Here is a 21,367-nt window from a genome sequence, read left to right on the forward strand (position 1 = left end):
GCCATGAGTTCCGGCGGTGGCCGAACGCGGCGCGCTGATGTAGTGTCCAAGCAACGTGCCAGGTGCATCCGGCCGACAGTTTATTGATATTGAGGGTAGTCCCTTGAACGACATGGCGAAGAACCTGATCCTGTGGTTGGTCATCGCGGCGGTGCTGCTGACGGTGTTCAACAACTTCAGCGTCGACAGCTCACCGCAGGCGATGAACTACTCCCAGTTCGTCCAGCAGGTGCAGAACCAGCAGGTCCGCAGCGTGACCATCGACGGCTATCGAATCTCCGGCGAACGTACGGATGGCTCCCAGTTCCAGACCATCCGGCCGGCGGCCGAGGATCCCAAGCTGATCGACGACCTGCTCTCCAACAACGTCACCGTGGTCGGCAAGGAGCCCGAGCAGCAGAGCCTGTGGACGCGGCTGCTGATCGCCAGCTTCCCGATCCTGCTGATCCTGGCGATCTTCATGTTCTTCATGCGCCAGATGCAGGGCGGCGGGGCCGGCAAGGGCGGGCCCATGAGCTTCGGCAAGTCCAAGGCCAAGCTGCTCTCCCAGGACCAGATCAAGACCACCTTCGCCGATGTGGCCGGCTGCGACGAGGCCAAGGAGGAGGTCGAGGAGCTGGTCGACTTCCTTCGCGACCCCACCAAGTTCCAGCGCCTGGGCGGTACCATCCCCCGCGGCGTGCTGATGGTGGGCCCGCCCGGCACCGGCAAGACGCTGCTCGCCAAGTCCATCGCCGGCGAGGCCAAGGTGCCGTTCTTCTCGATCTCCGGCTCCGACTTCGTCGAGATGTTCGTCGGCGTGGGCGCCTCCCGCGTGCGTGACATGTTCGAGCAGGCCAAGAAGCAGGCGCCCTGCATCATCTTCATCGACGAGATCGACGCCGTGGGCCGCTCCCGCGGGGTAGGCATGGGCGGCGGCAACGACGAGCGCGAGCAGACCCTCAACCAGCTGCTGGTGGAGATGGACGGCTTCGAGGCCAACGAGGGCATCATCGTCATCGCCGCCACCAACCGTCCCGACGTGCTGGACCCGGCGCTGCTGCGCCCGGGCCGCTTCGACCGCCAGGTGGTAGTGCCGCTGCCCGACATCCGCGGCCGCGAGCACATCCTCAACGTGCACCTGCGCAAGGTGCCGCTGGCCGACGACGTCAAGCCGTCGCTGATCGCCCGCGGCACCCCTGGCTTCTCCGGCGCCGACCTGGCCAACCTGGTCAACGAGGCGGCATTGTTCGCCGCCCGCCGCAACAAGCGGCTGGTGGGCATGGATGAGCTGGAGCTGGCCAAGGACAAGATCATGATGGGCGCCGAGCGCCGCTCCATGGTCATGACCGAGAAGGAGAAGCTCAACACCGCCTACCACGAGTCGGGCCACGCCATCATCGGCCTGGTGATGCCGGAGCACGACCCGGTCTACAAGGTGACCATCATCCCCCGCGGCCGTGCCCTGGGCGTGACCATGTTCCTGCCCGAGCAGGATCGCTACAGCCTGTCGCGCCAGCAGATCATCAGCCAGATCTGCTCGCTGTTCGGCGGCCGCCTCGCCGAGGAGATGACCCTGGGCCCCAACGGGGTCACCACCGGCGCCTCCAACGACATCAAGCGCGCCACCGAGCTGGCCCACAACATGGTCGCCAAGTGGGGCCTCTCCGAGGAGATGGGCCCGATCATGTACGACGAGGACGAGTCCCACCAGTTCCTCGGCGCCCCGGGCCAGGGTGGCGGCAAGCTGAAGTCCGGCGAGACCATCTCCAAGCTCGACAAGGAGGTGCGCAAGGTCATCGACGGCTGCTACGAGCAGGCGCGCCAGATCCTCGAGGAGAACCGCGACAAGCTCGACGCCATGGCCGAGGCGCTGATGAAGTACGAGACCATCGACGCCACCCAGCTCAAGGACATCATGGAGGGGCGTGACCCGCGTCCCCCCGAGGGCTGGGACGACCCGAGCGGCGGCGCTCCCACCGGCGGCGATCCCCGCGCCGAGGCGGCGGAGTCCCCGCAGGACGAGCCGGAGCAGGTCGACGGCGACGAGGAAGACGACGACGAGCCGCGCCGTCGGCCTTCCGATCCGCTGGGGGGGCCTGCCGGCTCCTGAGCCTGCTGCGCCCACTCCGATCAGGCGCCCCCAGCGGGGGCGCCTTTGCCATTCTGGCCACCCCTTTCGATACGTGACCGAGCGATGATGAACCCGACACCCGCCCCCCTCATGTGCGGTCGCCACCGGCTCGACCTCTCCTATCCCCGCGTCATGGGGATCCTCAACGTCACCCCCGACTCCTTCTCCGACGGCGGCCGCCACGTGGCCCTGGAGGATGCCTTGCGGCATGCCGAGCGCATGCTGGCCGAGGGGGCGGCGCTGATCGACGTGGGGGGCGAGTCCACCCGCCCCGGCGCCGCCCCGGTGAGTGCCCAGCAGGAGCTCGACCGGGTGGCGCCGGTGGTGGAGGCGCTGGTCCGCGAGCTGGACGCCCTGGTCTCGGTGGACACCAGCTGCCCCGAGGTGATGCGCGAGAGCGCGGCGCTGGGGGCGGGCATGATCAACGATGTGCGGGCCCTGGAGCGCGAGGGAGCGCTGGCCGCGGCCATCGGCACGGGGCTGCCGGTCTGCCTGATGCATCGCCAGGGCGAGCCCCGCGACATGCAGCAGGCGCCCCGCTATGATGTGCCCATCGAGGAGGCGGTCGTCGACTACCTCGAGGCGCGGGTCGAGGCGTGCGAGGCGGCCGGCCTGCGCCGCGAGCGCCTGCTGGTCGACCCGGGCTTCGGCTTCGGCAAGACCGTGGAGCACAACCTGCGCCTGCTCAACCGCATGGACCGCCTGGCGGCCCTGGAGCTGCCGCTGCTGGTGGGCACGTCGCGCAAGAGCATGATCGGCAAGGTGCTGGCGCGCCCGGTGGAGGAGCGCCTGCCCGGCGGCCTGGCGCTGACGGCCCTGGCGGTGGAGCGCGGCGCCCGCATCCTGCGTGTCCACGATGTGGCCCCCAGCGTGGACGCGGTGAACATGACCTGGGCCGTACTCAAGGAAGGCTGCTAATGACACGACGCTACTTCGGCACCGACGGGATTCGCGGCACGGTGGGGCAGCCCCCCATCACCGCCGACTTCATGCTCAAGCTGGGCTGGGCCACCGGCCGCGTGCTGGCAGAGACCAACAGCAAGCGGCGCCACCGGGTGCTGATCGGCAAGGACACGCGAATCTCCGGCTACATGTTCGAGTCCGCCCTGGAGGCGGGGCTCTCCGCCGCCGGCGTGGACGTGGCCCTGCTGGGCCCCATGCCGACCCCGGGCATCGCCTACCTGACCCGCACCTTCCGGGCGGATGCCGGCATCGTCATCTCGGCCTCCCACAACCCCTTCGCCGACAACGGCATCAAGTTCTTCTCCACCGAGGGGGTCAAGCTGGCCGACGAGGTCGAGGCGCGCATCGAGGCGATGCTCGACGAGCCGCTGACCACCGTGGCGGCGGACCGGCTGGGCAAGGTGGCGCGCATCGACGATGCCGCCGGCCGCTACATCGAGTTCTGCAAGTCCACCATCCCCGACCGGGTCAGCCTGCGCGGCCTGAGGGTGGTGCTGGACTGTGCCCACGGCGCCACCTACCACATCGCCCCCAGCGTGTTCCGCGAGCTGGGTGCCGAGGTCAGCCTGATCGGGGCGAGCCCCGACGGCCTCAACATCAACAAGGAGGTCGGCTCCACCCATCCGGCCGCGCTGCGTGCCGCGGTGATCCAGCAGGGCGCCGACCTGGGCGTGGCCTTCGACGGCGACGGCGACCGCGTGCTGCTGGTGGATGCCGACGGCCGCGAGATCGACGGCGACGACATCCTCTACCTGATCGCCCGCGACCGCCATGGCCGCGGGGAGCTGGGCGGGGGCGTGGTCGGCACCCTGATGTCGAACTTCGGCCTGGCTGCGGCCTTCGAGGCGATGGGCGTGCCCTTCGAGCGCGCCAGGGTGGGCGACCGCTACGTGATGGAGCGGCTGGCCGCCAACGGCTGGCAGCTGGGCGGCGAATCCTCCGGGCATATCGTCTGTGGCCACGTGCAGACCACCGGTGACGGCATCGTCTCGGCGCTGCAGGTGCTGGCGATCATGGTCCGCGAGGAGAAGCCGCTGCAGCGGCTGCTGGCGGGGATGGAGAAGGCGCCCCAGTCGCTGGTCAACGTGCGCCTGACGCCGGGCAGCGATGCCCGGGCGGTGATGGAGATGCCCGCCCTGAAGGACGCGGTGGCCGAGGTCGAGACCGAACTGGGCGACGAGGGCCGCGTGCTGCTCCGCCCCTCCGGCACCGAGCCGCTGATCCGGGTGATGGTCGAGGGGCGGGCGCACCTCGACGTCGATGGCCTGGCGCGACGCCTGGCCGGCGAGGTCGAGGCGCTGCTGGCCTGAGGCGGCCGGTTGTCTTGACAAGGCCGCTCCTATACCATTTCGCACCACCTTGAAAGAGGACCGCCGATGCGTACCCCGCTGATCGCCGGCAACTGGAAGATGAACGGCTCCACCGAGCTGGTCGAGGCGTTCGGACAGGCCTTTTCCGATGTCACGCTGCCGGCACCGCTGGATGTGGCGATCTTTCCGCCCTATCCCTACCTGGATGTGGCGCGGAGCGCCTTCGCCGGCACCCCGGTACGGCTCGGCGCCCAGACGCTGAATCCCCTGCACTCCGGGGCCCACACCGGCGAGGTGAGCGGGCGAATGCTGCGCGAGTTCGACGTGCAGTACGTCCTGGTAGGCCACTCCGAGCGTCGCCAGCTCTATCGCGAGAGCGATGCGGAGGTCCATGACCGCCTGCTGGCCGCGCTCGGCGTCGACCTGACCCCGGTGCTCTGCGTGGGCGAGACCCTCGAGGAGCGCGATGCCGGGCGCACCATGGAGGTGGTGCTGCGCCAGGTGGGCTTCGTCATGGCGCGCCTGGAGCCCGAGCAGCGTGCCCGGGTGGTCATCGCCTACGAGCCGGTCTGGGCGATCGGCACCGGCCGCACGGCGACCCCCGAGCAGGCCCAGGAGGTGATGGCCGGCATCCGCGAGTACCAGGCCGGCTATGATCGCGACCTGGCGGCGGGGCTGCGGCTGCTGTACGGCGGCAGCATGAACGCGAGCAATGCGGTTGAGCTGCTGGCTCAGCCCGATATCGACGGCGGCCTGGTGGGCGGTGCCTCGCTCAAGGTCGACGATTTCCTAGCCATTTGTCAGTCAGCAGGTTGAATCCATGCAAGTTGCCATTCTCATGATCCATGTGGCGATCGCCATCGCCCTGGTCGTTCTCGTCCTGCTGCAGCAGGGCAAGGGCGCCGAAGCCGGCGCCGCCTTCGGTGGCGGTGCCTCCCAGACCGTGTTCGGCTCCCGGGGCAGCGGCGGCTTCCTGTCGAAGTCCACCGCGATCCTGGCCGCCGCCTTCTTCGCCACCTCGCTGACCCTGGCCTGGTATGCCTCCCAGGCGAGCCAGGCGCCGGAGGCCGGGATTCCCGACTCCCGCCTGATCGAGCAGCAGCGCAGCGTTCCGACCCTTGACGACAGTGCCGGGGGTGTGGATAATGCAGCGCCAGTGCTGGAGGGCAGCGACGACTGAGGTCGTGCCCGGATTTCCCAGCCTCCCCGATGCCGAAGTGGTGGAATTGGTAGACACGCTATCTTGAGGGGGTAGTGACCTTACGGTCGTGCGGGTTCAAGTCCCGCCTTCGGCACCATCTGATACCATGATCGCAAGCCCGGATCATCGGTTCTTCAGAAGCAGGATTGGCAGAACGGTGCCGCCGGCGCCTTGACGAACGGTCAGCGCAGGCGTAGAATCACCGACCTAGATTGATGCGGGGTGGAGCAGTCTGGTAGCTCGTCGGGCTCATAACCCGAAGGTCGTCGGTTCAAATCCGGCCCCCGCTACCATCTTCCGGAAGGCGCCTTTCGAGCCACGGCTCGAGCGAAGGGGCCGCCACTGACCGGAGTGGTAACCAGGTTTCTTGTGAAAGCCCCTTCCTGTGAAGGGGCTTTTTGTTAGCAGCTTGCCCAGGGCGCCAGGCGCCGGGGCACTGTTCCGGGCAATGCCAATCAGCCACCTGACTTCCCAGTTCACTCCCGGCCAGGTGCCTGATGCAACGGCTGTAGGAGCTTATTCCGTGGCAATCAAGGATGCTGCACTGCACGCGCTGATCGAACCCGTGGTCACGGCCATGGGCTTCGAGCTGTGGGGCGTCGACTTCCTGTCCCAGGGCAAGCACTCGCGCCTGGTGATCTACATCGATCACGAGGACGGCGTGAGCGTCGACGACTGCGCCGACATCAGCCGCCAGGTGAGCGCCGTGTTCGACGTCGAGGACCCGATTCGCGGCGAGTATCGCCTCGAGGTCTCCTCGCCGGGCATGGACCGGCCGCTCTACACCCTCGATCAGTTCGCCCGCTATCAGGGCCACGAGGTGGCGATCCGGCTGCGCACGCCCTTCGACGGGCGGCGCAAGTTCCAGGGGCTGCTGGCCGGCACCGAGGGCGACGAGGTGCTGCTGCAGCTCGACGGCGAGGAGTACTGCTTCCCCATCGACAGCATCGACTCGGCACACGTGGTGCCGCGGTTCGAGGACTAGGCCGCTGGCCGAGGGTGGCGAATGAGCATGAAGCTCGAGGACAGGTTTTCTGGCGAGGCAATGGCATGAGTAAAGAGATTCTGACGGTCGTCGATGCGATCTCCAACGAGAAGGGGGTCCCCCGCGAGGTGATCTTCGAGGCCGTCGAAGCGGCCCTGGCCAGCGCGTCCCGCAAGCGTTTCGAGGACGAGGAAGCCAGCGTGCGGGTGCACATCGACCGCACCACCGGCGACTACGAGACCTTCCGCCGCTGGGAGGTCGTGGAGGACGACGACTTCGACGGGCCCGATGCCCAGATCAAGCTCTCCTTCGCCGAGCGCCGTGACCCGCCCCTGGGGCTGGGTGACGTGGTGGAGGAGAAGATCGAGAACGCCGACTTCGGCCGGATCGCCGCCCAGACCGCCAAGCAGGTTATCGTGCAGAAGGTGCGCGAGGCGGAGCGTGCCGAGGTGGTGCGCCTCTACGCCGACCGCGAGGGCGAGCTGGTCTCCGGTATCGTCAAGAAGACGACGCGCGACGGGCTGATCATCGATCTCGGCGACAATGCCGAGGCGTTCCTGCCGCGCAGCGAGATGATCCCCGGCGAGCGCTACCGCATGAACGAGCGGGTTCGCGCCCTGCTGGTCAAGGTCGACGCCGAGGCCCGCGGTGCCCAGCTGATCCTGTCGCGCACCTGCCCGGAGCTGATCATCGAGCTGTTCAGCATCGAGGTGCCGGAGATCGCCGAGCAGCTCATCGAGATCAAGGGCGCGGCCCGCGACCCGGGCTCGCGGGCCAAGATCGCGGTCAAGACCAATGACCGGCGCATCGACCCGGTCGGAGCCTGCGTCGGCATGCGCGGTTCCCGCGTCCAGGCGGTTTCCTCGGAGCTGCAGAACGAGCGCGTGGACATCGTGCTGTGGGACGACAACCCCGCCCAGCTGGTGATCAACGCCATGGCGCCGGCGGATGTCGCCTCGATCCTCGTCGACGAGGACGCCCACGCCATGGACGTGGCCGTCGCCGAGGACAACCTGGCCCAGGCCATCGGCCGCAGCGGCCAGAACGTGCGCCTGGCGTCCGAGCTCACCGGCTGGCGGATCAACGTCATGACCGAGGACGAGGCCGAGGCCAAGCGCGACCAGGAGATCGACAGCCTGGTCGAACACTTCATCCAGCACCTGGACATCGACGATGACGTCGCCCGGCTGCTGGTGGAGGAGGGCTTCACCTCCCTGGAGGAGATCGCCTACGTCCCGGTCGAGGAGATGCTCGAGATCGAGGAGTTCGACGAGGAGACCATCGAGGAGCTGCGCGCTCGCGCCAAGGACGAACTGCTCAACCTGGCCATCGCCTCCGAGGAGCAGCTCGACGGTGCCCAGCCGGCCGACGACCTGCTGGAGATGGACGGCATGGAGCGCCACCTGGCCTTCATCCTGGCCAGTCGCGGGATCGTCACCATGGAGGATCTCGCCGAGCAGTCGGTCGATGATCTGATGGACATCGAAGGGATGGACGAGGAGCGCGCCGCGGCACTGATCATGACTGCTCGTGCGCCCTGGTTCGATAACGAATAGCTCGATAGCGAATAGCGCTGAGGAGACAGGTTCCGTAGCGAAGCGCTCGACGCCGGGAGTCCCGGGTCAGTGAAATATTCGGTAGCGAACAGAATTGGGGTCACGGGCTCAGGAGGGTCGTAATGTCAGAAATGACCGTTAAGGATTTCGCAGCGAAGGTGGGGCGCGACGTGCCTCGCCTGCTGGAACAGATGAAAGAGGCCGGTCTCGGCCACAAGTCCGAGGCTGATGCGGTGTCCGAGGAGGACAAGCGCCAGCTGCTCGACTATCTCACCAAGAGCCATGGCGGCGACGGGGCCGGTGCCAAGAATCGCATCACCCTGACCCGCAAGACGCGCAGCCGCATCAAGACCGGCGAGCGTGGCAAGACCATCGAGGTGCAGGTGCGCAAGAAGCGCACCTACGTGAAGCGCTCCGAGGAAGAGGCCAAGCCGGAGCCGGTGGAAGACGCCGGGCCGCGCCAGCTGGTCGGCGACATGGCCGATTCGCAGCAGGCCCGGGCCGAGCAGGAGGCCCGCGATGCCGAGGAAGCCAAGGCGCGCGCCGCCGAGGAGGCCGCCCGCGAGGCCGCGGCCAAGCTCGAGGCCGAGAAGGCCGCCGTCGAGCCGCAGATACCGGTGCCGGAACTGGTCGAGCAGCCGGCCGGCGACGAGCCGCCCGCGCCGCCCAAGGAGGGGCGCTCCGACCGTCGTACCGCACCGCCCAAGAAGGCCGCCGCCAAGAAGGGGCGCCAGGAGCGTGAGGACGACGACCGCGGTGATCGCGAGGAGCGCCGTCGCGGCGGCAAGAAGGTCAAGCGCGCCGAGCGCCGTGGCGGTCGGCGCGGCGGCTCCCAGGGCGGTGGCAAGCACGGCTTCCAGAAGCCGACCCAGCCGATCGTCCGCGAGGTCTCGATCCCCGAGTCGATCAGCGTCGCCGACCTGGCCGACAAGATGTCGATCAAGGCGAACGAGGTCATCAAGGCCATGTTCACCATGGGCGCGGCGGTGACCATCAACCAGACCATCGATCAGGACACCGCGGCCATCGTGGTCGAGGAGATGGGCCACAAGCCCAAGCTGATCAAGGATGACGCCCTCGAGACCGAGATGCTCGAAGGCATCTCCTACGAGGGCGAGGAGATCACCCGCTCGCCGGTGGTCACCGTGATGGGCCACGTCGACCACGGCAAGACCTCGCTGCTCGACTACATCCGCAAGGCCAAGGTCGCCACCGGCGAGGCCGGCGGCATCACCCAGCACATCGGCGCCTACCACGTCGAGGGCGAGCACGGCGGCGTGACCTTCCTGGACACCCCCGGCCACGCGGCGTTTACCGCCATGCGTGCCCGCGGTGCCAAGGCCACCGACGTGGTCATCCTGGTGGTGGCGGCCGATGACGGCGTCATGCCCCAGACCATCGAGGCGATCGAGCACTCCCGGGCCGCCGAGGTCCCCATGGTGGTGGCGGTCAACAAGATCGACAAGCCGGGGGCCGACCTGGACCGGGTGAGGAACGAGCTCTCCCAGCACGGGGTCATCTCCGAGGACTGGGGTGGCGACACCCAGTTCGTCAACGTCTCCGCCAAGACCGGCGAGGGCATCGACGACCTGATCGAGGCCGTGCTGCTGGTCTCCGAGGTGCTCGAGCTGAAGGCCGTCCCCGAGGCGCCCGGCAAGGGCGTGGTGGTCGAGTCGCGCCTGGACAAGGGCCGCGGCCCGGTGGCCACCGTGCTGGTCCAGAACGGCACCCTGAAGAAGGGCGACATCGTGCTCGCCGGCCTGCACTACGGCCGCGTGCGTGCGCTGACCAACGAGCTGGGCAAGCAGGTCGACGAGGTCGGGCCGGCCATGCCGGTGGAGATCCAGGGCCTCGACGGCACCCCGGATGCCGGTGACGACTTCATGGTCGTGGCCGACGAGAAGAAGGCCCGCGAGGTCGCCAACTTCCGTCAGGGCAAGTACCGCGAGGTGCGCCTGGCCCGCCAGCAGAAGGCCAAGCTGGAGAACATGTTCAGCCAGATGGGCCAGGACGAGGTGGCCAAGGTCAACATCGTGCTCAAGGCCGACGTGCAGGGCTCCCTGGAGGCCATCAAGGGCGCGCTGGAGGAGCTCTCCACCGACGAGGTGCAGGTGGCCGTGGTCTCCTCCGGGGTCGGCGGTATCACCGGCACCGACGCCAACCTGGCGCTGGCCTCCGAGGCCATCGTGGTCGGCTTCAACGTGCGTGCCGACGCCGCCGCCCGCGAGATCATCGAGCGCGAAGGCCTCGACCTGCGCTACTACAGCGTCATCTACCAGCTGATCGACGAGGTCAAGCAGGCGATGAGCGGCATGCTGGCGCCGGAGTGGAAGGAGGAGATCGTCGGTGTGGCCGAGGTCCGCGACGTCTTCCGCGCGCCGAAGATCGGCGCCGTGGCCGGCTGCATGGTCGTCGAGGGTACCGTGCACCGCAACAAGAAGATCCGCGTGCTTCGCGACAACGTGGTCATCTACGAGGGCGAGCTCGAGTCGCTGCGCCGCTTCAAGGACGACGTTCAGGAAGTGCGCAACGGCATGGAGTGCGGCATCGGTGTGAAGAACTACAACGATGTCCAGGTCGGCGACAAGATCGAGGTCTTCGACCAGGTCAAGGTCGAGCGGACCCTCTAAGGGCGCCAGGAGTCGTTCATGCGCGAGTTCAAGCGAACCGACCGGGTAGCCGACCAGCTCCAGAAGGAGCTGGCGGTGCTCATCCAGCGTGAGGTCAAGGACCCGCGCCTGGGCATGGTGACGGTGAGCGGCGTCGAGGTCAGTCGTGACCTCGGCTACGCCGACGTCCACGTGACCCTGCTGGGCGAAGACACGCCGGAGCGGATCAAGGAGAACCTCAAGGTTCTTAAGCAGGCCGCCGGCTTCCTGCGCGGCCAGATCGCCCGGCGGATCAAGCTGCGTCACGTGCCGGAGCTGCGCTTCCACTACGACGAGAGCGTGGTGCGCGGCCAGCGGCTCTCCTCGCTGATCGACGAGGCGGTGCAGAGTGACCGTTCCCGTCATGCCGAGGAGGGTGGCGAGCCGGACGGCGACGGCCCCGGCAGCGACAGCGGGCGCGACTGATGGCGCGTCGGCGTCGCGGCCTGCCGGTCAACGGGGTGCTGCTGCTGGACAAGCCGAAGGGCATTTCCAGCAACCACGCCCTGCAGCGCGCCCGGCGGCTGTTCCAGGCGCAGAAGGCGGGGCATACCGGGACCCTCGATCCCATGGCCACCGGGCTGCTGCCGGTCTGCTTCGGCGAGGCGACCAAGTTCTCCGCCCACCTGCAGGCGGCCGACAAGGTCTACCGCACCCGGGTCGAGCTCGGGGTGATCACCGACACCGGTGATGCCGAGGGCGAGGTGGTCGAGCGCCGCGAGGTGCCAAGGCTGACCGCGGCCGACGTCGAGGGGGTGCTGGAGCGCTTCCGCGGCGAGATCGACCAGGTGCCGCCGATGTATTCGGCACTCAAGCACCAGGGGCGCAAGCTCTACGAGCTGGCCCGCGAGGGCAAGTCGATCGAGCGTGCAGCCCGGCGCGTGACGGTGTATGATGCGCGCCTTCTTGCCCTTGCCGACACCGCCTTCGACCTCGAAGTGCGCTGCAGCAAGGGCACCTATATCCGTACCCTGGCCGAGGACATCGGCCAGGCGCTGGGCTGCGGAGCGCACATCAGCGCGCTTCGCCGCCTGGCGACGGGCCCCTTCACGAGCGAGGGCATGCTGACCCTCGACGCGCTGGAGGCCCTGCCCGGCCAGGCCGAGCGTGAGGCGGTGCTGCTGCCCGTCGACGTGCTGGTCGACCACCTGCCGCGGCTCGAGGTCGAGGCTGCGGCGGCCGGACGGCTGACCCATGGCCAGTTGGCCCGGGTCGAGACCGGCGAGCTGGCCGGGGGCGAGACGGCAAGACTCTACTGCGACGGGGCCTTCCTGGGCCTCGGCGTGGTGGCGGGGCCACAGGAGGTGGCACCGAAACGGCTGCTGAGCAGCGCAGCCGATTGAAGGGAGAGACGCCCGAGACTGCAAATATGCGTGGTCTCACACACTCATCATTCAGGCATATTGCTTACTGGAGAGACAGATGGCACTGACAGCCGAGCAGAAGTCCGCAATCGTCAGCGAGTACGGTCGTGGCGACAACGACACCGGTTCCCCCGAAGTGCAGGTAGCCCTGCTGAGCGCCAACATCGATGGCCTGCAGGACCACTTCAAGACCAACAAGCAGGACCACCACTCCCGTCGTGGCCTGATCCGCATGGTCAACCAGCGCCGCAAGCTGCTGGACTACCTGAAGCGCAAGGATTTCGAGCGCTATCAGTCGCTGATCCAGCGCCTGGGCCTGCGTCGCTAAGAAAAGGGTATTTCGCTACTGCGCTCGATATCCTGGTCGCCGGCGGTGCTCGGAATCCTCATGTAGCGAGCTACACTCCGGTTCCTGCGCTCCGGCGGCAACCAGCCTCTCATCGCTCGTAACGCGAAATCCTCCTTTTCTTCAGCTTTTCGAAACGGGTAGCCCCCCCTACTGGGGCTACCCGTTTTGCTTCTTGGCGCCGGATCAGCCTCGAAAGACCGGAAGCGTGGCGATTCCACTGTGGAAATGTCGCTATCCGGTGGCCGCGGGGCGCGTCAACCCCTAAAATGGTCGCCGAGTCAAAACGACCCAAACACAGAAAAGTAGATATTGAAGGAAGTCGCCGTGAATCCGGTCAAGAAGACATTTCAGTACGGTCGCAGCACCGTCACCCTGGAAACCGGGCGCATCGCCCGCCAGGCCACCGGTGCCGTGATGGTCACCATGGACGACACCGTGGTGCTGTGCACCGTGGTGGCAAGGAAAGAGGCCAATCCTGCCCAGCCCTTCTTCCCGCTGGGGGTGTTCTATCAGGAGAAGACCTACGCGGTCGGCAAGATCCCCGGCGGCTTCTTCAAGCGCGAGGGGCGTCCCACCGAGAAGGAGACCCTCACCTCGCGGCTGATCGACCGTCCGATCCGCCCGCTCTTCCCCAAGGGCTTCATGAACGAGGTCCAGGTGGTCTGCACGGTGCTCTCCACCGACCGCAACCATGACCCGGACATCGCGGCGCTGCTCGGCACCTCCGCGGCCCTGGCCATCTCCGGCGTGCCGTTCAACGGCCCCATCGGTGCCGCTCGCGTCGGCTTCACCGAGGAGAAGGGCTACTTCCTCAACCCCACCGTCGAAGACCTGGCCAGCTCCGAGCTGGACATGGTCGTGGCCGGCACCGAGAAGGCGGTGCTGATGGTGGAGTCCGAGGCCAAGGAGCTGCTCGAGGACGAGATGCTCGGCGCCGTGCTCTACGGCCACATGGAGATGCAGGTCGCCATCAAGGCGATCAACGAGCTGGCCGCCGAGGCGGGCAAGCCGAAGTGGGACTGGCAGCCCCCGGCGGAGAACACCGCGCTCAAGTCCGCCGTCGCCGAGGCCTTCGAGGCCAGGGTCGGCGAGGCCTATCGCATCACCGACAAGATGGCCCGCCAGGATGCGCTCTCTGCCCTCAAGGCCGAGGCCGTCGAGCAGCTGGCCGGCGAGGAGGAAGGCAAGTACGACGCCGATGACGTCAAGGGTGCCTTCTCGGGCCTCGAGAAGCGCGTGGTGCGCCATCGTGTGGTCAAGGGCGAGCCGCGCATCGACGGGCGCGACCTGAAGACCGTGCGTCCGCTGGCCATCGAGGTGGGCAGCCTGCCCAAGACCCACGGCTCGTCGATCTTCACCCGCGGCGAGACCCAGGCGATCGTCATCGCCACCCTGGGCACCCTGCGCGACGCCCAGCTGATCGAGTCGCTGGAGGGTGAGCGCAAGGATCGCTTCCTGCTGCACTACAACTTCCCGCCCTACAGCGTGGGCGAGGCCGGCTTCATGGGCGGCCCGAAGCGTCGCGAGATCGGTCACGGCCGGCTGGCGCGCCGCGGCGTGCAGGCCATGCTGCCGGACGAGGCGGAGTTCCCCTACACCATCCGCGTGGTCTCCGAGATCACCGAGTCCAACGGCTCCAGCTCGATGGCCTCGGTATGCGGCGCCTCGCTGGCGCTGATGGATGCCGGCGTGCCGATGAAGGCCCCGGTGGCGGGCATCGCCATGGGTCTGGTCAAGGACCAGGACGGCTTTGCCGTGCTGACCGACATCCTCGGTGACGAGGACCACCTCGGCGACATGGACTTCAAGGTGGCCGGTTCCTCCGAGGGTGTCACCGCGCTGCAGATGGACATCAAGATCGAGGGCATCAACGAGGAGATCATGGAGCAGGCGCTGCAGCAGGCCCTCGAGGCGCGCCTGAACATCCTCGAGCAGATGAACGCGGTGATCGGCCAGAGCCGTGCCGAGGTCTCCGAGAACGCCCCCTCCATGGCCACCATCAAGATCGATCCGGACAAGATCCGCGACGTGATCGGCAAGGGCGGCGCCACCATCCGCAAGATCTGCGAGGATACCAGCGCCTCCATCGACCTGGACGACGACGGCACCGTGCGCATCTACGCCGAGGACAAGGCGGCGGCCAAGAAGGCCATCGACACCGTGCTGGCGATCACCGCCGAGGCGGAGATCGGCAAGCTCTACCGCGGCAAGGTGGTGCGCATCGCCGACTTCGGCGCCTTCGTCAACATCATGCCGGGTACCGACGGCCTGGTGCACATCTCCCAGATCGTTCCGGAGCGGGTCAACGACGTCCGCGACTTCCTCAACGAGGGCGACGAGATCGTGGTCAAGGTGCTCGACATCGATAACCGCAACCGGGTGAAGCTCACCATCAAGGAGATCACCCCGGAAGAGAAGGCGGCGTTCGAGGCCGAAGAGGCCGCCGAGCCCGCGCTCTAAGCTTCAAGTAAGCGGTAAGCCGAAGGCATAACCGCCCCCGCAGCCTGGCTGCGGGGGCGGTTTTCTATTTCTGGCTTAGAGGAAGCGCTGATTCATGTCGCGAGCGATGAGAGGCTGATCGCCGCCGGAGCGCAGGAACCGGAGTGTAGCTCGCTACATGAGGATTCCGAGCACCGCCGGCGGTCAGGATATCGAGCGCAGCAGTGAATCAGTGTTTCCTCAGCGCTCGATGGCGAGTGCCACCCCTTGCCCGCCGCCGATGCACAGCGTGGCCAGGCCCTTCTTGGCATCCCGGGCAATCATCTCGTGGACCAGGGTCACCAGGATGCGGCAGCCGGAGGCGCCGATGGGGTGGCCGATGGCGATGGCGCCGCCGTTGACGTTGACCTTGCTGACATCCCAGCCGAGCTCCTTGTTGACCGAGAGCGCCTGGGCGGCGAAGGCCTCGTTGGCCTCGACCAGGTCCAGGTCGTCCAGGCTCCAGCCGGCCTTCTCCAGGCAGCGGCGGGTGGCCGGGGCCGGGCCGATGCCCATGATCGCCGGGTCGACGCCGGCGTTGCTGTAGGCGGCGATGCGCGCCAGGGGCTCGAGGCCCAGGGCCTTGGCCTTGTCGGCGGAGCAGAGCATCACCACGGCGGCGCCGTCGTTGATGGAGGAGGCGTTGCCGGCGGTGATGGTGCCGTCCTTCTTGAAGGCCGGGCGCATGCCGGCGAGCTTCTCGGCGGTCACGTCACGCGGGCCCTCGTCGGTGTCGAAGACCACCGGATCGCCCTTGCGCTGGGGAATCTCCACCGGGACGATCTGGCCCTTGAACTTGCCCTCCTTGATGGCGGCGGCGGCCTTCTGCTGGGAGCCGGCGGCGAACTCGTCCATCTGCTCGCGGGTGATGCCGTACTTCTCTGCCAGGTTCTCGGCGGTGATGCCCATGTGGTAGTTGTTGAAGGCGTCCCACAGGCCGTCGTGGACCATGGTGTCCACGGCCTTCCAGTCGCCCATGCGCTGGCCGTTGCGGGAGTTGGGCAGCACGTGGGGCGAGGCGGACATGTTCTCCTGGCCGCCGGCCAGGATCAGCTCGGCGTCACCGCAGCGGATCGCCTGGGTGGCCAGGTGCAACGCCTTGAGGCCGGAGCCACACACCTTGTTGATGGTCATGGCGGGCACGGCATCCGGCAGGCCGGCCTTGATCGCCGCCTGGCGGGCGGGGTTCTGGCCGACGCCGGCGGTCAGCACCTGACCGAGCAGCACCTCGTCGACCTGGTCGCCGGCCACGCCGGTGGAGGCCAGGATGTCCTTGATCACCAGGGCGCCCAGGTCGCTGGCGGGAATACCGGCCAGGGAGCCGCCGAAGGAACCGACGGCGGTGCGGCGTGCGGCAACGATCACCACTTCTTGCATGGGGGAGTTCTCCTGAATCGGATGACGAGCTTGCGGCCCTGTCGCGGCAGCCGGACATGACCGGGGACCTTCAGCATAGGGGAGTCTTGTGCGCCGCGGCAATGCTTCCATGGGTCAAGAGGCGGCAAAGTAGCCGGACAGCGCACGGGGCAGCGGCAGGACGGGGCGATTCAGGCGGGCCGGCGGGGTATGGCCGGCCCGACGAGGGGCCGGCCCGGGGGTCAGGCCATCTGCACGGGGATGGCATGGCTGGTGTGGCTGACCGCGTTGCCTTCCTGGAGGTAGACCAGCGCCGGCTGGTGGTTCTCCAGCTCGGCGTCGCTGTAGTGGGCATAGCTGCAGATGATCACCCGGTCGCCGGGACCGGCCAGATGGGCGGCGGCGCCGTTGATGGAGATCACCTTCGAGCCCTCCTCGGCGCGGATGGCGTAGGTGGTGAAGCGCTGGCCGTTCTCGACGTTGTAGATCTGGATCTGCTCGTTCTCACGGATGCCGGACATGTCGAGCAGCTCGCCGTCGATGGCGCAGGAGCCCTCGTAGTTGAGCACGGCATGGGTGACGCGGGCCATGTGCAGCTTGGCCTTGAGCATGATGGTGAACATGGAAGCGTGATCCTCCGGTAGCGGATGGGCGGCGCGTCAGCGCGGCAGGGTCAGGGTCAGGTTGTCGATCAGCCGGGTCGTGCCCAGGCGGGCGGCGACCAGCAGCACGGCCTCGCGGGTCGCCTGCGTGACGGGGCCCAGGTCGGCCGCTCGCAGCTCCAGGTAGTCCGGCGAGAAGCCGGCCTCCTGCAGGCGGGCATAGCCGCTGGCCAGGGTGGCACCGGCGGCTTCGCCGGCCTCCAGGGCATCGCGCAGCTCGAACAGGGTCCGGTAGAGGGCCGGCGCGGTGGCGCGCTGCGCGGCATCCAGGTAGCCGTTGCGCGAGGAGAGCGCCAGGCCATCCTCGGCCCGCTGGATGGGCACGCCGACGATCTCGATGGAGAAGTGCAGGTCGGCGACCATGCGGCGGATCACCGCCAGCTGCTGGTAGTCCTTCTCGCCGAAGCAGGCTACATGGGGCTGCACCAGGTTGAAGAGCATGCCGACCACCGTCGAGACGCCATCGAAGTGGCCGGGGCGGGAGGCGTCGCACAGCCCCTCGGTGACGTCGGGCACCACGATGCGCGTCTGGGCCTCGAGCCCGCGGGGGTAGACGGTGGCGGTCTCGGGGGCGAACAGCAGGTCGCAGCCGACGGCCTCGAGCTTCTCCTGATCCTCGGCCAGGGTGCGCGGGTAGGCATCCAGGTCTTCCCCAGCACCGAACTGCATCGGATTGACGAAGATGGTGGCGATCACCACCTCGGCATGCTGGCGGGCGGTCTCCACCAGGGCCAGGTGGCCGGCATGCAGGTTGCCCATGGTCGGAACGAGCGCGATGCGCTCGCCACGACGCCGGACGTCGTCCAGCGCCTCGCGCAGGGCGGGAATCTCTCTCAGGGTGCGCATGGCGGGTCTCCGGGACTAGAAGCAGTGCTCGGCCGCCGGGAAGCGCCGGGCCTTCACCTCGTCATGGTAGCGGCGGAAGGCGCCCTGGATGTCGTCCGCCTCCGCCATGAAGTTCTTTACGAAACGGGGCGTACGGCCATGGGTCACGCCGAGCACGTCGTGCATCACCAGGATCTGGCCGTCGGTGTCGGCCCCGGCCCCGATGCCGATCACCGGCACCTCCAGGGCCTCGCTGACGGCGCGGCCGAGGCTGGCCGGCACGCACTCCAGAAGGATCACCGAGGCGCCGGCCTCGACCAGGGTGCGGGCGTCCTCGAGGATCTGGGTGGCGCGCTCGGCCTCGCGGCCCTGGACCTTGTAGCCGCCCAGCTGGTAGACCGACTGGGGGGTGAGGCCCAGGTGCGCACAGACCGGCACGCCGCGGCGGGTGAGCTCGCGGATGCCCTCCGCCATCCAGGCCTCGCCCTCGACCTTGACCAGCTCGGCCCCGGCGCGCATCAGCTCGCCGGCGTCCTGCAGCAGGCGGTCGGTGCTCGAGTTGCTCATGAAGGGCAGGTCCACCATCAGCAGGCTGGCCCCCTTGCCGCGGGCCACGCAGCGGGTGTGGTAGCAGATCTCGTCCAGGGTGACCGGCAGGGTGCTGGCATGCCCCTGCAGGACCATGCCCAGGGAGTCGCCCACCAGCAGCACCTCGATGCCGGCGTCGCCGGCGGCCCGGGCGAAGGAGGCATCATAGGCGGTCAGGCAGCTGAAGGGCTCGCCGTTGCGCTTGAAGGCCTGCAGCGTGCTCAGGGTGACGGTTTTCATGGCGTGCTCTCGTCGTCGTGTCGTCGAGACGGGCGGGCGTCGCGCCCCCTCGTGTGTAACCTGCGATTGTTACCCGAACCGCCTCGGCGTGTCGACCAGTAACACTTCTGCGAGTGTTTCAGGCGTCGGGTAACACCAGTTCCCGCTGGCTCCCGTCCAGGCGAGCGGCCAGCTCGGCGACGCGCCGGCCGTCCGGCAGTGCGAGCGTCGGCGCCAGCTCCGCCAGGGGGACCAGCACGAAGGCGCGTCGGGTCATCTCGGGATGCGGCACCGTCAGGCGCGGCAGCGTCAGGCAGCGGTCATCGAAAAGTAGCAGATCCAGATCCAGGGTGCGGGGCCCCCAGTGCCGGCGGCGCACGCGACGGTGACGCTGCTCCAGCGCCTGGAGCTGGTCCAGCAGTGCCAGCGGCGAGAGGCGTGTCTCGAGCCGCGCCACGGCGTTGATGAAGTCGGGCTGGTCCTGGGGGCCCACGGGTCGACTGGCGTAGAGGCGTGACGCCGCCGCGAGGCGGGTCAGGGGCAGGCGATCCAGGGCCTCGAGGGCCCGTTCGACCTGGCGGCGCGGCCCCTCGAGGTTGCTGCCCAGGCCGATCCAGGCGTGGTGCAGGCTCATGAATCGCTCGACGGGCCCCGTGGCTTGCGGCGGCGACGCTTGCGCTTGCGCGGCGCGCCGCTGCCGGCCGGGTTGGCGCCGGCCTTGTCGAGCAGGCGGCGCTGCTCGTGCTCGTCGGCCTGCTGGAACGCCGTCCACCAGTCGCCGAGGCCTGGCGCGAGCTCGCCGGCTCCCTCGCGCAGCAGCAGCAGGTCGTAGGCGGCGCGGAAGCGGGGGTGCTCACGGGTCTGGTAGACCCGGCGACCGCGGCGCATCGGCAAGCGCTGCTGGAGGTCCCAGATGTCGCGCATCGGCAGGCTGAAGCGCTTGGGGATGGAGATGTGCTGGAGCTGGCGCGAGACCACCTGCTGGGAGGCGGCCTGCAGGGCGGGGATCGGCGGCATGCCGTCGCGCTCGTGGGCGACCTGGCGCAGCTGCACGGGGCCCCACAGCAGGGCGGCGAACAGGAACGCCGGGGTGACCGGGCGCTCCTCGGCGATGCGCCGGTCGGTGCTCTCCAGGGCCAGCTCGACCAGGCGCTCGGCCCAGGGCAGCTCGGCCATGGCCTCATCGGCCTCGGGGAACAGCATGGCGAAGAGGCCGTAGTGGCGCAGCAGGTGGAAGGTCTCCAGCCCGTGGCCGCCCATGAACAGCTTGAGGATCTCGTCGAACAGGCGCGCCGGCGGGATCTGCAGCAGCAGCGGGGCGAGCTCGTGAATCGGGGCCTCGGTGGCCGGGTCCAGGTGGAAGTCGAGCTTGGCGGCGAAGCGCACCGCACGCAGCATGCGCACCGGGTCCTCGCGGTAGCGGGTCGCCGGGTCGCCGATCAGGCGCAGGGTACGCGCCTCGATGTCACGCACGCCGTCGGCGAAGTCGTGGATGGAGAAGTCGGCGATGCTGTAGTAGAGGGCGTTGATGGTGAAGTCGCGGCGCAGCGCATCCTCCTGGATGTCGCCCCAGACGTTGTCGCGCAGCAGCAGCCCCTCGTCGGACTGCTGGGCGATATGGTCGCCGTGGTCATCGCTCGGCTTGCCGCGGAAGGTGGTGACCTCGATCACCTCGCGTCCGAAGCGCACGTGGACGATGCGGAAGCGCCGGCCGATGATCCTCGAGTTGCGGAACAGCTCCTTGACCTGCTCCGGCGTGGCATCGGTGGCCACGTCGAAGTCCTTGGGCATGCGCCCGAGCAGCGAGTCGCGGATGCAGCCGCCCACCAGGTAGGCCTCGTAGCCGGCGTTGTGCAGCCGATAGAGGACCTTGAGGGCGGCGTCGCTGAAGTGCTGGCGCGACACCGGATGCTCCTGGCGGGGGATGATGCGCAGCTCGGGGCCGCCACCGGAGGAGGTCTCGGGGCCGAACAGGGATTTCAGGCGTTCGCCCGGACTCTGCAGAAAGCGGGTAAATCCTTTGAACATGCGGCGATATCGACTCGCGGGGTGCGAAAAGGCTTGAGTGTAGCCGACCCCCGGCACCTTGCATAGGTGCGTGCCGGCCGGCGGGGCCACACAGTAGAAGGGGGAGGCCTCTCGGCCTCCCCCTCAAGGAGTCTTGCAGCATCCGTGCTGCTGGTTCTTCTTCGTGATGGCACATCGCCTTGAATACGCACCACAGTCACCAAGGAGGATTCAGGCAAGCAGTGTTGTTGTCCTTGTTGGCGCTCCCGAAGGTGACCGCCTCGTATTCAAAACAATAATCCAACCACGACGGCAAGTGGATTGCCTCCCCCCGGCTTGTTGGTGTTGTTGCCGGGGGTGCACCTCGTCGGCCCTTGTTCTTGTTGGCAGCCGTGACGGGTGCGTCGCGTCCTGGTCTTCCGGTGCCTCGAGCGATTGTTGTTGTTGGCTCGAGAGGGTGACACGCGTCCGGGATTGTTGTTGTTCGGTCGTCGTGTCTCGGTGGCCGGCCCGCGAGTGTTGTTGTTGTCGGCTTGGCGGGCCCCGTCACGCCTGGCTGCCTGTTGTTGTTGTTGTTGGCAGCGGGTGACGCCGGAATTTGTTTTTCTTGCCCAATACTATTGCACTGGCCATGCCATGTCGTTTTTTCGCATTTATTTTCAGTGGCTTGTGGAGTCGCTGTCCGGGGCGCCCAGCGGTGAGGGGGTCGAGTGTTACCGTCCGGGCGCGGTTGTGGGGCGATG

General features: G+C 68.0%; 18 protein-coding genes and 2 tRNA genes. 14 read left to right on the forward strand and 6 right to left on the reverse strand.

Going from position 1 to position 21,367, the window contains the following annotated elements; all coding sequences use genetic code 11:
- The first annotated feature begins 103 nt into the window (after positions 1-103).
- The 14 genes from ftsH to pnp all read left to right on the forward strand — a co-directional run bounded on the left by ftsH (position 104) and on the right by pnp (position 14,949).
- Entirely contained in the window at positions 104-2,092 is a 1,989-nt protein-coding gene (ftsH, locus tag BDK63_RS08555) for an ATP-dependent zinc metalloprotease FtsH (protein ID WP_183330951.1), read from the forward strand.
- An 87-nt stretch (positions 2,093-2,179) separates the two neighbouring features.
- Positions 2,180-3,031, forward strand: coding sequence for a dihydropteroate synthase (gene folP / locus BDK63_RS08560; RefSeq protein WP_246385955.1), 852 nt, complete (start codon positions 2,180-2,182; stop codon positions 3,029-3,031).
- Positions 3,031-4,386, forward strand: coding sequence for a phosphoglucosamine mutase (gene glmM / locus BDK63_RS08565; protein WP_183330952.1), 1,356 nt, complete (start codon positions 3,031-3,033; stop codon positions 4,384-4,386). The genes folP and glmM overlap by 1 nt, the downstream gene beginning before the upstream one ends.
- A gap of 66 nt (positions 4,387-4,452) precedes the next feature.
- Positions 4,453-5,202 carry a triose-phosphate isomerase gene (gene tpiA / locus BDK63_RS08570; protein ID WP_183330953.1) on the forward strand — a complete coding sequence of 250 codons (750 nt, stop codon included), beginning with the start codon at positions 4,453-4,455 and terminating at the stop codon, positions 5,200-5,202.
- Between the two features lie 4 nt (positions 5,203-5,206).
- On the forward strand, positions 5,207-5,566 hold the full coding sequence (gene secG, locus BDK63_RS08575; RefSeq protein ID WP_183330954.1) for a preprotein translocase subunit SecG: 360 nt from the start codon (positions 5,207-5,209) through the stop codon (positions 5,564-5,566).
- 31 nt (positions 5,567-5,597) lie between these two features.
- Positions 5,598-5,684, forward strand: a tRNA-Leu gene (locus BDK63_RS08580).
- A gap of 119 nt (positions 5,685-5,803) precedes the next feature.
- Positions 5,804-5,880: transfer RNA gene (locus tag BDK63_RS08585), tRNA-Met, on the forward strand.
- Positions 5,881-6,110: 230 nt separating this feature from the next.
- On the forward strand, positions 6,111-6,572 hold the full coding sequence (rimP, locus tag BDK63_RS08590; RefSeq protein WP_183330955.1) for a ribosome maturation factor RimP: 462 nt from the start codon (positions 6,111-6,113) through the stop codon (positions 6,570-6,572).
- Between the two features lie 65 nt (positions 6,573-6,637).
- Entirely contained in the window at positions 6,638-8,128 is a 1,491-nt protein-coding gene (nusA, locus tag BDK63_RS08595) for a transcription termination factor NusA (protein WP_183330956.1), read from the forward strand.
- A 122-nt stretch (positions 8,129-8,250) separates the two neighbouring features.
- On the forward strand, positions 8,251-10,758 hold the full coding sequence (infB, locus tag BDK63_RS08600) for a translation initiation factor IF-2 (RefSeq protein WP_183330957.1): 2,508 nt from the start codon (positions 8,251-8,253) through the stop codon (positions 10,756-10,758).
- A gap of 18 nt (positions 10,759-10,776) precedes the next feature.
- A complete protein-coding gene (gene rbfA / locus BDK63_RS08605) occupies positions 10,777-11,202 on the forward strand; it encodes a 30S ribosome-binding factor RbfA (RefSeq protein WP_183330958.1) in 426 nt (141 codons plus the stop codon).
- Positions 11,202-12,119: a tRNA pseudouridine(55) synthase TruB gene (truB, locus tag BDK63_RS08610; protein ID WP_183330959.1), complete on the forward strand. Its 918-nt coding sequence runs from the start codon at positions 11,202-11,204 to the stop codon at positions 12,117-12,119. The genes rbfA and truB overlap by 1 nt, the downstream gene beginning before the upstream one ends.
- A gap of 79 nt (positions 12,120-12,198) precedes the next feature.
- Positions 12,199-12,468: a 30S ribosomal protein S15 gene (rpsO, locus tag BDK63_RS08615; protein ID WP_108446032.1), complete on the forward strand. Its 270-nt coding sequence runs from the start codon at positions 12,199-12,201 to the stop codon at positions 12,466-12,468.
- Positions 12,469-12,813: 345 nt separating this feature from the next.
- Positions 12,814-14,949 carry a polyribonucleotide nucleotidyltransferase gene (gene pnp / locus BDK63_RS08620; protein WP_183330960.1) on the forward strand — a complete coding sequence of 712 codons (2,136 nt, stop codon included), beginning with the start codon at positions 12,814-12,816 and terminating at the stop codon, positions 14,947-14,949.
- 219 nt (positions 14,950-15,168) lie between these two features.
- Here the strand turns inward: pnp and BDK63_RS08625 are convergent, their stop codons facing one another.
- The 6 genes from BDK63_RS08625 to pcnB form a co-directional block, all read right to left on the reverse strand.
- The gene (locus tag BDK63_RS08625; RefSeq protein ID WP_183330961.1) at positions 15,169-16,344 is read right to left on the reverse strand and encodes an acetyl-CoA C-acetyltransferase; all 1,176 of its coding nucleotides are present in this window, start codon (positions 16,342-16,344) and stop codon (positions 15,169-15,171) included.
- A 221-nt stretch (positions 16,345-16,565) separates the two neighbouring features.
- Complete coding sequence (panD, locus tag BDK63_RS08630) at positions 16,566-16,946, reverse strand: aspartate 1-decarboxylase (RefSeq protein WP_183330962.1); 381 nt, start codon at positions 16,944-16,946, stop codon at positions 16,566-16,568.
- A 36-nt stretch (positions 16,947-16,982) separates the two neighbouring features.
- Positions 16,983-17,831 (reverse strand): pantoate--beta-alanine ligase, encoded by an 849-nt coding sequence (gene panC / locus BDK63_RS08635; protein ID WP_183330963.1) that lies wholly within the window; start codon positions 17,829-17,831, stop codon positions 16,983-16,985.
- A gap of 15 nt (positions 17,832-17,846) precedes the next feature.
- Positions 17,847-18,638: a 3-methyl-2-oxobutanoate hydroxymethyltransferase gene (gene panB, locus BDK63_RS08640; protein ID WP_183330964.1), complete on the reverse strand. Its 792-nt coding sequence runs from the start codon at positions 18,636-18,638 to the stop codon at positions 17,847-17,849.
- A 118-nt stretch (positions 18,639-18,756) separates the two neighbouring features.
- On the reverse strand, positions 18,757-19,251 hold the full coding sequence (folK, locus tag BDK63_RS08645; RefSeq protein WP_183330965.1) for a 2-amino-4-hydroxy-6-hydroxymethyldihydropteridine diphosphokinase: 495 nt from the start codon (positions 19,249-19,251) through the stop codon (positions 18,757-18,759).
- Positions 19,248-20,645 (reverse strand): polynucleotide adenylyltransferase PcnB, encoded by a 1,398-nt coding sequence (gene pcnB / locus BDK63_RS08650; RefSeq protein WP_183330966.1) that lies wholly within the window; start codon positions 20,643-20,645, stop codon positions 19,248-19,250. The genes folK and pcnB overlap by 4 nt, the downstream gene beginning before the upstream one ends.
- Positions 20,646-21,367 lie beyond the last annotated feature (722 nt).

This window comes from Halomonas campaniensis (assembly GCF_014193375.1).
In the GTDB taxonomy this organism is placed as follows: domain Bacteria; phylum Pseudomonadota; class Gammaproteobacteria; order Pseudomonadales; family Halomonadaceae; genus Halomonas; species Halomonas campaniensis.

What these genes read in the sequence shown, in the direction of transcription:
- folP (WP_246385955.1), top strand. Translation starts at nt 2,180, where the DNA reads ATGAACCCGACACCCGCCCCCCTCATGTGCGGTCGCCACCGGCTCGAC.
- glmM (WP_183330952.1), top strand. Translation starts at nt 3,031, where the DNA reads ATGACACGACGCTACTTCGGCACCGACGGGATTCGCGGCACGGTGGGG.
- tpiA (WP_183330953.1), top strand. Translation starts at nt 4,453, where the DNA reads ATGCGTACCCCGCTGATCGCCGGCAACTGGAAGATGAACGGCTCCACC.
- secG (WP_183330954.1), top strand. Translation starts at nt 5,207, where the DNA reads ATGCAAGTTGCCATTCTCATGATCCATGTGGCGATCGCCATCGCCCTG.
- nusA (WP_183330956.1), top strand. Translation starts at nt 6,638, where the DNA reads ATGAGTAAAGAGATTCTGACGGTCGTCGATGCGATCTCCAACGAGAAG.
- infB (WP_183330957.1), top strand. Translation starts at nt 8,251, where the DNA reads ATGTCAGAAATGACCGTTAAGGATTTCGCAGCGAAGGTGGGGCGCGAC.
- rbfA (WP_183330958.1), top strand. Translation starts at nt 10,777, where the DNA reads ATGCGCGAGTTCAAGCGAACCGACCGGGTAGCCGACCAGCTCCAGAAG.
- truB (WP_183330959.1), top strand. Translation starts at nt 11,202, where the DNA reads ATGGCGCGTCGGCGTCGCGGCCTGCCGGTCAACGGGGTGCTGCTGCTG.
- rpsO (WP_108446032.1), top strand. Translation starts at nt 12,199, where the DNA reads ATGGCACTGACAGCCGAGCAGAAGTCCGCAATCGTCAGCGAGTACGGT.
- BDK63_RS08625 (WP_183330961.1), bottom strand. Translation starts at nt 16,344, where the DNA reads ATGCAAGAAGTGGTGATCGTTGCCGCACGCCGCACCGCCGTCGGTTCC.
- panD (WP_183330962.1), bottom strand. Translation starts at nt 16,946, where the DNA reads ATGTTCACCATCATGCTCAAGGCCAAGCTGCACATGGCCCGCGTCACC.
- panC (WP_183330963.1), bottom strand. Translation starts at nt 17,831, where the DNA reads ATGCGCACCCTGAGAGAGATTCCCGCCCTGCGCGAGGCGCTGGACGAC.
- panB (WP_183330964.1), bottom strand. Translation starts at nt 18,638, where the DNA reads ATGAAAACCGTCACCCTGAGCACGCTGCAGGCCTTCAAGCGCAACGGC.
- folK (WP_183330965.1), bottom strand. Translation starts at nt 19,251, where the DNA reads ATGAGCCTGCACCACGCCTGGATCGGCCTGGGCAGCAACCTCGAGGGG.
- pcnB (WP_183330966.1), bottom strand. Translation starts at nt 20,645, where the DNA reads ATGTTCAAAGGATTTACCCGCTTTCTGCAGAGTCCGGGCGAACGCCTG.